The organism is Salinarimonas chemoclinalis (assembly GCF_041514305.1).
Classification (GTDB): domain Bacteria; phylum Pseudomonadota; class Alphaproteobacteria; order Rhizobiales; family Beijerinckiaceae; genus Salinarimonas; species Salinarimonas chemoclinalis.
This window is the reverse complement of the sequence record NZ_JBGMWH010000012.1, coordinates 100,359-109,076: the sequence shown is the minus strand read 5'-3', so window position 1 is coordinate 109,076 and position 8,718 is coordinate 100,359. Positions and strand designations below refer to the sequence as shown.

Here is an 8,718-nt window from a genome sequence, read left to right as displayed (position 1 = left end):
GCGGGAGGGCTCGCCCTTCGCGGCGGCCGGCGCATGTCCGGCATGCGCGGGACGCTGACCCGCACCGCCGCCGCCGGGGCGACCACCGCGGCGGTTGTTGCCGTTGCGACCCGCGCCCGCCGGGCGCGGCGCACGCGCCGGCTCCTCGGAGAGGGGCGCGACGCCGCCGGCGTCGAAGCCCGCCGGCACCGGCTCGACCGGCACCGTCTGGCGCGTGAGCTTCTGGATGTCGCGCAGGTAGGCGCGCTCCTCCTCGTTGCAGAACGACAGCGCGATGCCGGACGCCCCGGCACGGGCCGTGCGGCCGATGCGGTGGACGTACTGCTCGGGCACGTTCGGCAGGTCGAAGTTGACGACGTGGGAGACGGCCTCGACGTCGATGCCGCGCGCGGCGATGTCCGTCGCCACCAGCACCTTGCACGCGCCGTTCTTGAAGGCGCCGAGCGCGCGCTCGCGCTGGCCCTGGCTCTTGTTGCCGTGGATCGCGAAGGCCGGGATGCCGGCCTTCTCGAGCCCGCGCACCACCTTGTCCGCCCCGTGCTTGGTGCGGGTGAAGACGAGCACGCGCTCGATCTCCGGCGCGCGCAGGACGTGCTCGAGCAGCGGCTGCTTCTTCGGCTGCGAGACGAAGGTGACGCGCTGCTCGACGCGCTCGGCCGTGGTGGCGACGGGCGCCACCGAGACCTTCACCGGGTCGGAGAGGTAGCCGTCGGCGAGCGAGGCGATGGTCGTCGGCATGGTGGCGGAGAAGAACAGCGTCTGACGCTTCTTCGGCAGCAGCGTCACGATGCGGCGCAGGGCGTGGATGAATCCGAGATCGAGCATCTGGTCGGCCTCGTCGAGGACGAGGATCTCGACGTTCGACAGGGACAGCGAGCGCCGGTCGATCAGGTCCAGCAGGCGCCCGGGCGTGGCGACGAGGATGTCGACGCCGTTCGCAACGACGCGCTCCTGGCGCGGCACCGGCACGCCGCCGAACACGACGGTGGAGGTGAGCTTCGAGCCGCGGCCGTAGGCGCGGAAGCTCTCCTCGATCTGGCTCGCCAGCTCGCGGGTGGGGGAGAGGATCAGCGCGCGGCAGCCCTTGCGGGGCGCGGGCCGCTTGTCGGCGGCGAGCCGCTGGATCATCGGCAGCGCGAAGGCCGCGGTCTTGCCGGTGCCGGTCTGCGCGATGCCGAGCAGGTCGCGGCCGGCGAGGACCGGCGGGATGGCCTGGCCCTGGATCGGCGTCGGGCGCTCGTATCCCTCGCGGGCGAGCGCCTCGAGGATCGGGGCGGAGAGGCCGAGGTCGGAGAATGTGGTCAAGTGTGTTGCTTTCACGTGCGGGGAGCCGCCACGGGAGCGCACGCGAATCCTTGAGGGCGCGCGCCGAAACCCGAGCGAGGCTCGTGTCATCGGGAACGACCCGCGTGATGGGGCGAACGGGGGAGGCGGCATCCGAAGGCCCGGGTCGGTCCCGCCCCCGTGGAACGGGGCGGCCTCACGCAGCCGGGCCAGGGCGCTCGATGAGGGAGCGCCGATGCTGCAGTGCAGAGATGGGGCGCATTGCGCCGAAAGTCAACGCGATTGTTCAGGTCGGCGAAAAACGGGCGAACAGCACCTGAGTCTCCCCATACACCCGCCGCTCCGCCTCCTCGAACCCCTCCGGGCAAACGAGCGCGGCGCCCGCCGCCTCCTCCACTACGCACAGGGCGCCCGGCGCGAGCCAGCCGCCGGCGGCGGCGCAGGCGAGGGCGGCGGGGGCGAGGTCGCGGCCGTAGGGCGGGTCGCAGAAGACGAGGTCGAAGGGCTCGAACCTGTCGGCGGCGCCGAGCTTCGTCGCGTCGCGGCGGAACAGGCGGGTGACGCCGCCGAGGCCGAGCGCCTCGACGTTCTCGCGGATCAGCCCGCGCGCCTGCGCGCCATCGTCGACGAAGAGCGCGAAGGCGGCGCCGCGGGAGAGCGCCTCGATCCCGAGCGCGCCGGTGCCGGCGAAGAGGTCCATCACCCGCGCGCCGGGGACGGGGTCGTCGTAGGCGTGGGCGAGCACGTTGAACAGGCTCTCGCGCAGCCGGTCCGAGGTCGGGCGGATGGCGTCCGAGCGCGGGCCGGCGACCGCGCGGCCCTTGAACCGGCCGCCGACGATCCGCATCCGGTCAGCCCTTCTTCTCGCCGCCGGGCTTTCGGCCGCCGCGACCGGTCCCCGAACCGTCCCCGCCCGAGCCCTTCACGCGCTCGACGAGGACGCGCCCGGCCTTGCCGGCGATCTTGCCGACGCGCTCGCGCACCCGTTCGCCGCCCGCCGCGCGCTCCGCCTTGGCGGTCTCGCCGCCGCGGCGCGGCTTGGGACGCTTGTCCTCGCCCGCGCTCTCCTCTGCGCGCCAGACGCTCGAGCGCGGCTTGTCCCAGGAGGGACGCTTCTCGGCCGCGGGCCTCTCGGGCGCACCGCGGCCGGGACGTCCGCCACCCTCGGAGCGCTCGCCGAACCCGGGCTTGCCTCCGAACCCGGGCTTGCTCCCGAAGCCGGCCTTGCCGCCACGCGCGGGCCGCGCGTCGCGATCGGGCTTGCCGTCGCGACCGGGTCTCGCATCGCGATCCGGCCGCTCGCCCGCCGGCTTGCGCGCCCGCGCGGGGCCGGGCTCGGCGTAGCGGGCTCGGTCCCGCTCCTGCTGCATACGCGAGGCCGGGCGCGCGCCGCGCGGCGACCGCTCCGGCGCGCGCTCCTCGACGGGCTCGCGCACCGGGCTCTCGAAGTCGACGCCCGCCGCCTGCGCCAGGCCCGCGCCGAGTTGCTCCTTGAGCACCTTGGTGCGCACCTCCTCGACGGCGCCCTCCTTCAGGTCGCCGAGCTGGAACGGGCCGAAGGACAGGCGGATCAGGCGGTTGACCTGCAGCCCCAGCTCCTCCAGCACCCGCTTGACCTCGCGGTTCTTGCCCTCGCGCAGGCCCATCGTGATCCAGACGTTGTCGCCCTGCGCCCGGTCGATCTTGGCCTCGATCGGCCCGTACTCCATGCCGTCGACGACGACGCCCTCGCGCAGCGCGTCGAGGCGGTCCTGCGTCACCTGCCCGTAGGCGCGCACGCGGTAGCGGCGCAGCCAGCCGGTCTCCGGATGGGCGACGACGCGGGCGAGCCCGCCGTCGTTGGTCAGCAGCAGCAGCCCCTCGGTGTTGATGTCGAGCCGCCCGATCGTGACGACGCGCGGCATGTCCTCCGGCAGGCCCTGGAAGACGGTGGGGCGCCCCTCCGGGTCCTTGGCCGTCGTCACGAGGCCGCGGGGCTTGTGGTACAGCCACAGCCGCGTGCGCTCGCGCGCGGGGAGCGGCTCGCCGTCGATGCGGATGTCGGCGCCGGGCTTCACGTTCACCGCGGGCGAGGTCAGGAGCACGCCGTCCAGCGTGACGCGGCCCGCCGCGATCATCTCCTCCGCGTCCCGGCGCGAGGCCACGCCGGCGCGGGCGATGGCCTTGGCGATCCGCTCGTCGTCGCGCGCGGCGGCGGGCGCGAGCCGGGAGGGCGTGGCGCGGGAGGCGGGCTTCTTGGCGAAGGCGGGCTTGGCGAAGCCTGGCTTCGCGAAGGCCGGCTTGGCGGAGGCCGGCTTCTTCCCGAAGCCCGGTTTGCCGCCGAATCCGGAAGGCTCGCCCGTGCTCGTCGACTTGCCGAAGGCCGGCTTGCGCGGTGCGCCGCCGTCGGGTCGTGCGGCGCGGGGCGGGCGGGCCTCGCCGTCGCGGGCGAAACGCGCCGGGCGCTCGGCCCCCTCGCGCGGCGGTCGCGCCGGACGCTCGCCGCGGGCGCGATGGTCGGGCGCCGCCGGTCCACGGGCGGCGCGCGCGTCCGGCCCGCGGGTGCCCTCGCCGTCCTGCCGACGGCGCGGCTCCGCACCGGCACCCTCGCCGGCGAAGCTCTTGCCGGCGAAGCTCTTGCCCGCGCCGCCCTTGCCCGCGCCGCCCTTGCCCGCGAAGCTCTTGCCCGCGAACGGCTTGCCACCGGGCTTGCCGCCCGGCCCGCCCTCGCGGCGCGCACCGGCGCCCGCCGGCTCGCCCGCCTTCGCGTCGCCGCGCGCGCCGGGGCGAGGCCCGGTCCCGCTGCGCTCGGACCTGCCGCGTTCGCTGCTGCGCCCGCGGTCGGACCGGGGCTTCCTGGTGTCGTCTGTGGTGTTCGCCATGCGCGCCTGATAGCACTTCGTGTGCGGCGACGCGAGGGCATCATGACGGCGAGGAGCGGATCGGATTCCGGCGTTGCGAAGGCCGGCTTCATGGAGCGGGCGCTCGCGGAGGCGCGCGCCGCCGCCGCCCGCGGCGAGGTGCCGATCGGCGCCGTCGTGGTGAAGGGCGGCCGCGTCCTCGCGTCTGGATCGAACCGCACCCGCGCGACGAGCGACCCCACCGCCCACGCCGAGATCGTCGCCATCCGCGCCGCCTGCGCGGCCGTGGGCGACGAGCGGCTCCCGGGATGCGACCTCTACGTCACGCTCGAGCCCTGCGCCATGTGCGCCGCCGCCATCTCCTTCGCCCGCATCCGCCGGCTGTACTACGGCGCCGCCGACCCAAAGGGCGGCGGGGTCGAGCACGGCGGGCGTTTCTACGCGCAGCCGACCTGCCACCACGCGCCGGAGGTCTATTCCGGGATCGGGGAGGTGGCGGCCGGGGAGCTGCTGCGGGGGTTCTTCAGGGAGAGGCGCTAGCGCGTCGCCACCGTCACCGCCGCCCCCGCCATCACCGTTCCCGTCACCCGGTTGAGCACCCGCATCGCCCGCGGGCTGGTGAACAGCCGGCGGGCGCGGGCGGCGAGCACGATGTAGCCGGCGAAGACGACGCCGAGCACCGTGAGCGTCACGCCGACGAGCTCGGCGTAGCCGAGCGCCGTCACCGAGGCGACGTCGAGCACGGTCGGCAGGAGGGCGAGGTAGAACACCATCGTCTTCGGGTTGCCGAGCGTGAGCGCGAGCCCGGCGAGGAACGGCTTGGCGACGCCCTCCTTCGGCGCCTGCGCCGCGATCTCGCGCGCCACGACCGGCGCGGTCCACATCTTCCAGGCGAGCCACAGGAGGTAGGCGGCGCCCGCGAGCTTCACCGCGACGAACACGCCGTGGAAGCTCTGCGCCAGCGCGGCGAGGCCGAAGATCGCGCAGGTGAGCCAGACCACGTCGCCGATGGCGACCCCCACCGTGAAGGCCACGGCGCCGTCGGTCCCGCGCCCGAGCACCCGCGCGACGATGGCGGCGATGCCGGGCCCCGGCGAGGCGGCGGCGACGAAGAGGATCGCGGCGAAGGCGAGAAGGGCGGCGAGGTCCATGGGGCGGCTCCGGAGAGGTGGCCCTTCATACGCCGTTGCGCGCGCCTGCGCCATCGCCGCGCGATGCCGCCCGCCGCAGCGCCGTCGACGAGAGCGTCGAGCGGCGCCCGTGCAGGAAGGTCCAGGCCGGCGGTGCGGCGTGCGCCAGCGCCGCCGCCTCGCCCTCCGGCCTTCGCGCATGGGAGAGCACCCGCGCGGCGGGAGAGAAGGGCGCGGCGAGCGTCAGGCCCGGTCGGTCGACGACCGCGATCGGCACGCGCGCGGCGATCTCGTCCCATGCCTGCCAGCGGTGGAAGCTCGCGAGCCCGTCCGCCCCCATGATCCAGACGAAGCGCACGCCCGGCAGGCGGCGCTGCAGGAAGCGGATCGTCTCGATCGTGTAGGGCGCCGGCAGCTCGGCCTCGAAGCCGGTGACGACGATGCGCGGGTCGCGGGCGAGGCGGCGCGCCGCGTCCATGCGCGCGGGCAGCGAGGGGAGCCCGGCGCGCTCCTTCAGCGGGTTGCCCGGCGTCACGAGCCACCAGAGCCGATCGAGGCGCAGGCGGCGGATGGCCATGCGGCCGACGTGCAGATGGCCCGCATGCGGCGGGTTGAAGGACCCGCCGAACAGCCCGATGCGCATGCCGGGCGCCGCCGGCGGAAGGCGGATCACGGCCGCGTCTGGCCCGTGCCGCGCACGCGGTACTTGAAGGAGGTCAGCTGCTCGACGCCCACCGGCCCGCGCGCGTGCATCCGCCCGGTGGCGATGCCGATCTCCGCGCCGAAGCCGAACTCGCCGCCGTCGGCGAACTGGGTGGAGGCGTTGTGCATCACGATCGCCGAATCGACTTCGGCCAGGAAGCGCTCGGCGGCCGCCGCGTCCTGCGTCAGGATCGACTCCGTGTGGCCCGAGCCGCAGGTCGCGATGTGGTCCATCGCCTCCTCGAGGCCGTCGACGACGCGCACGGAGATGATCGCGTCGAGATATTCCGTGCGCCAGTCCTGCTCGCTCGCCGGCTCGACCCGGGGGTCGACCGCGCGCGTCGCGTCGTCGCCGCGCACGGCGCAGCCGGCGTCGAGCAGCATGGTCACGAGGGGCGCGAGATGCGTGGCCGCGCAGGCGCGGTCGACGAGCAGCGTCTCGGCGGCGCCGCAGATGCCCGTGCGCCGCAGCTTGGCGTTCCTCACGATCGCAATGGCCATCTCGAGGTCCGCCGCCGCGTGGACGTAGACGTGGCAGATGCCCTCCAGATGCGCGAAGACCGGCACGCGGGCATCCGCCTGCACCCGCGCGACGAGGCTCTTGCCGCCGCGCGGCACGAGGACGTCGATGGTGCCGTCGAGCCCGGCGAGCATCATGCCGACCGCCGCGCGGTCCTTCGTCGGCACGAGCTGGATCGCGTCCTCCGGCAGGCCGGCCTGCTTCAGCCCGCGGCGCATGGCGGCGGCGATGGCGCCGGCGCCGCGGATCGAGTCCGAGCCCGCACGCAGGATCGCGGCGTTGCCCGCCTTGAGGCACAGCGCGCCGGCGTCCGCGGTGACGTTGGGGCGCGCCTCGAAGATCACGCCGATCACGCCGAGCGGCGTCGCCACGCGCTCGATGACGAGCCCGTTCGGCCGCTCGAAGGTCGCGAGCAACCGGCCCACGGGGTCGGGCAGCGCCGCGATCGCCTCGACGGCGGCGGCGATGGCCTCGACGCGCTCGGGCGTCAGCGCCAGGCGGTCGAGATAGGACGCCGGCTGGCCGGCGGCGCGGGCGGCGTCCACGTCCGCGGCGTTCTCGGCGAGGATCGCGGCCTCGTCGGCACGGATCGCAGCGGCCGCCGCGGCGAGCGCCGCGTCCTTGGCCGAGGGCGGCGTCACCGCGAGCGTGCGCGCGGCGGCGCGCGCCGCGCGGCCGATCTGGCGCATGATCCCCTCGAGCGGCGAGGACGCCGGCACGGCGCGCAGCGGCGCGGGCCTGGCGGTTCTGCTCGTCTCGGCGGCGGTCTCGGATGCGGTCGACGCGGACATGGGCTCTCGCTCGCGAAGGCTGTGGCGACACGGGGAGCGCGGTCTTAGCACGGGGAGGGGCGGCAGGTCACGCGGGCCGCTTGACTTCCCCGCCCGCCCTCTCCATCCCACTCGCGAAACGCCGCTCGAGAGGCCGTCATGACCGAGATCGCCCCCCACATGGACCCGAGACGCTCGTTCCAGGGCCTGATCCTGACGCTGCAGCGCTTCTGGGCCGAGCAGGGCTGCGTCGTGCTCCAGCCCTACGACCTCGAGGTGGGGGCGGGGACCTTCCATCCGGCGACGACGCTGCGCTCGCTGGGGCCGAAGCCCTGGCGCGCCGCCTACGTGCAGCCCTCCCGGCGCCCGAAGGACGGGCGCTACGGCGAGAACCCAAACCGGCTCCAGCACTATTACCAGTTCCAGGTCATCCTGAAGCCGAGCCCGCCGGACATCCAGGACCTCTACCTCGGCTCGCTCGCCGCCATCGGGCTCGACCCGATGCTCCACGACGTGCGCTTCGTCGAGGACGACTGGGAGAGCCCGACGCTCGGCGCCTGGGGGCTCGGCTGGGAATGCTGGTGCGACGGCATGGAGGTGAGCCAGTTCACCTACTTCCAGCAGGCCTGCGGCATCGAGTGCGCGCCGGTGTCGGGCGAGTTGACCTACGGGCTCGAGCGCCTCGCCATGTACGTCCAGGGCGTCGAGAACGTCTACGACCTCAACTTCAACGGCCGCGAGGGCGCCGGGAAGGTCACCTACGGGGACGTCTTCCTCCAGGCGGAGAAGGAATACTCGCGCCACAACTTCGAGCACGCCGACGTCGAGATGCTGTTTCGCCACTTCAAGGACGCCGAGGCCGCCTGCCGCAAGTACCTCGAGGCCGGCGAGGACGGCGAGCGTCACCTCATGGTGCTGCCGGCCTACGACCAGTGCATCAAGGCGTCCCACGTCTTCAACCTGCTCGACGCGCGCGGCGTGATCTCGGTGACGGAGCGCCAGAGCTACATCCTGCGCGTCCGCGAGCTGGCGAAGGCCTGCGGCGCGGCGTGGCTGAGGACGGAGGCGGGCGGGGCTGGGGAGGGTGGCGCGGCGGCGGCCTGAACGCCGCATTCACGGCCTGTTCAGCGCGGGCCGGCTAGTTATGATGCCGTCATGCGCAACCGTCTCGCCCTTCCCCTGATCGCCCTCCTCCTCGGCCTCGCGGCGGCTCCCGCGCCGGCCTCGGCGCAGGCCTGCCTGTCGCCCGGCGAGACCCGCGAAGCGGTGGCGGCGGGGCGGGTGGTGCCGGCGGTGTCGGCGGTGCGGGCGGCGGAGGGCGCGGTGCCCGGTGCGCAGGTCACGCAGGTCGATCTTTGCCCCGGCGGCGGCGGACTCGTCTACCGCATCGCGGCGCTGGGCGGCGATGGGCGCTTCGTGACCGTGATCGTGGACGCCGGCTCCGGCGGCGTCGTCTCGGTGAACTGAGGAGG

At 74.6% G+C, this 8,718-nt stretch carries 9 protein-coding genes; 3 read left to right on the top strand and 6 right to left on the bottom strand.

What is annotated here, in order from left to right; all coding sequences use genetic code 11:
* From AB9M23_RS17025 to AB9M23_RS17015, 3 genes are all read right to left on the bottom strand, one after another.
* Window positions 1-1,305: DEAD/DEAH box helicase (locus AB9M23_RS17025; protein ID WP_372425766.1), on the bottom strand; the 1,305-nt coding region annotated here is incomplete at its 3' end.
* Between the two features lie 265 nt (window positions 1,306-1,570).
* Window positions 1,571-2,131 (bottom strand): 16S rRNA (guanine(966)-N(2))-methyltransferase RsmD, encoded by a 561-nt coding sequence (rsmD, locus tag AB9M23_RS17020; protein ID WP_372425765.1) that lies wholly within the window; start codon window positions 2,129-2,131, stop codon window positions 1,571-1,573.
* A gap of 4 nt (window positions 2,132-2,135) precedes the next feature.
* Entirely contained in the window at window positions 2,136-4,145 is a 2,010-nt protein-coding gene (locus tag AB9M23_RS17015) for a pseudouridine synthase (protein WP_372425764.1), read from the bottom strand.
* A gap of 42 nt (window positions 4,146-4,187) precedes the next feature.
* Here AB9M23_RS17015 and AB9M23_RS17010 point away from each other — a divergent pair, with 42 nt between their 5' ends.
* Entirely contained in the window at window positions 4,188-4,664 is a 477-nt protein-coding gene (locus AB9M23_RS17010; protein WP_372425763.1) for a nucleoside deaminase, read from the top strand.
* Here the strand turns inward: AB9M23_RS17010 and AB9M23_RS17005 are convergent.
* The 3 genes from AB9M23_RS17005 to AB9M23_RS16995 are packed head-to-tail and all read right to left on the bottom strand — an operon-like array spanning window position 4,661 to window position 7,165.
* The gene (locus tag AB9M23_RS17005; protein WP_372425762.1) at window positions 4,661-5,275 is read right to left on the bottom strand and encodes a LysE family translocator; all 615 of its coding nucleotides are present in this window, start codon (window positions 5,273-5,275) and stop codon (window positions 4,661-4,663) included. The genes AB9M23_RS17010 and AB9M23_RS17005 overlap by 4 nt on opposite strands.
* Window positions 5,276-5,300: 25 nt before the next feature.
* Window positions 5,301-5,927, bottom strand: coding sequence for a nicotinate-nucleotide adenylyltransferase (locus AB9M23_RS17000; protein WP_372425761.1), 627 nt, complete (start codon window positions 5,925-5,927; stop codon window positions 5,301-5,303).
* The gene (locus AB9M23_RS16995; RefSeq protein WP_372425771.1) at window positions 5,924-7,165 is read right to left on the bottom strand and encodes a glutamate-5-semialdehyde dehydrogenase; all 1,242 of its coding nucleotides are present in this window, start codon (window positions 7,163-7,165) and stop codon (window positions 5,924-5,926) included. Before AB9M23_RS16995 ends, AB9M23_RS17000 begins: the two co-directional genes overlap by 4 nt.
* Before the next feature lie 240 nt (window positions 7,166-7,405).
* Here AB9M23_RS16995 and AB9M23_RS16990 point away from each other — a divergent pair, with 240 nt between their 5' ends.
* Together AB9M23_RS16990 and AB9M23_RS16985 are read left to right on the top strand one after the other, a co-directional pair.
* The gene (locus tag AB9M23_RS16990; protein ID WP_372425760.1) at window positions 7,406-8,350 is read left to right on the top strand and encodes a glycine--tRNA ligase subunit alpha; all 945 of its coding nucleotides are present in this window, start codon (window positions 7,406-7,408) and stop codon (window positions 8,348-8,350) included.
* A gap of 51 nt (window positions 8,351-8,401) precedes the next feature.
* A complete protein-coding gene (locus AB9M23_RS16985; RefSeq protein WP_372425759.1) occupies window positions 8,402-8,713 on the top strand; it encodes a PepSY domain-containing protein in 312 nt (103 codons plus the stop codon).
* The last annotated feature ends 5 nt before the right edge of the window (window positions 8,714-8,718 follow it).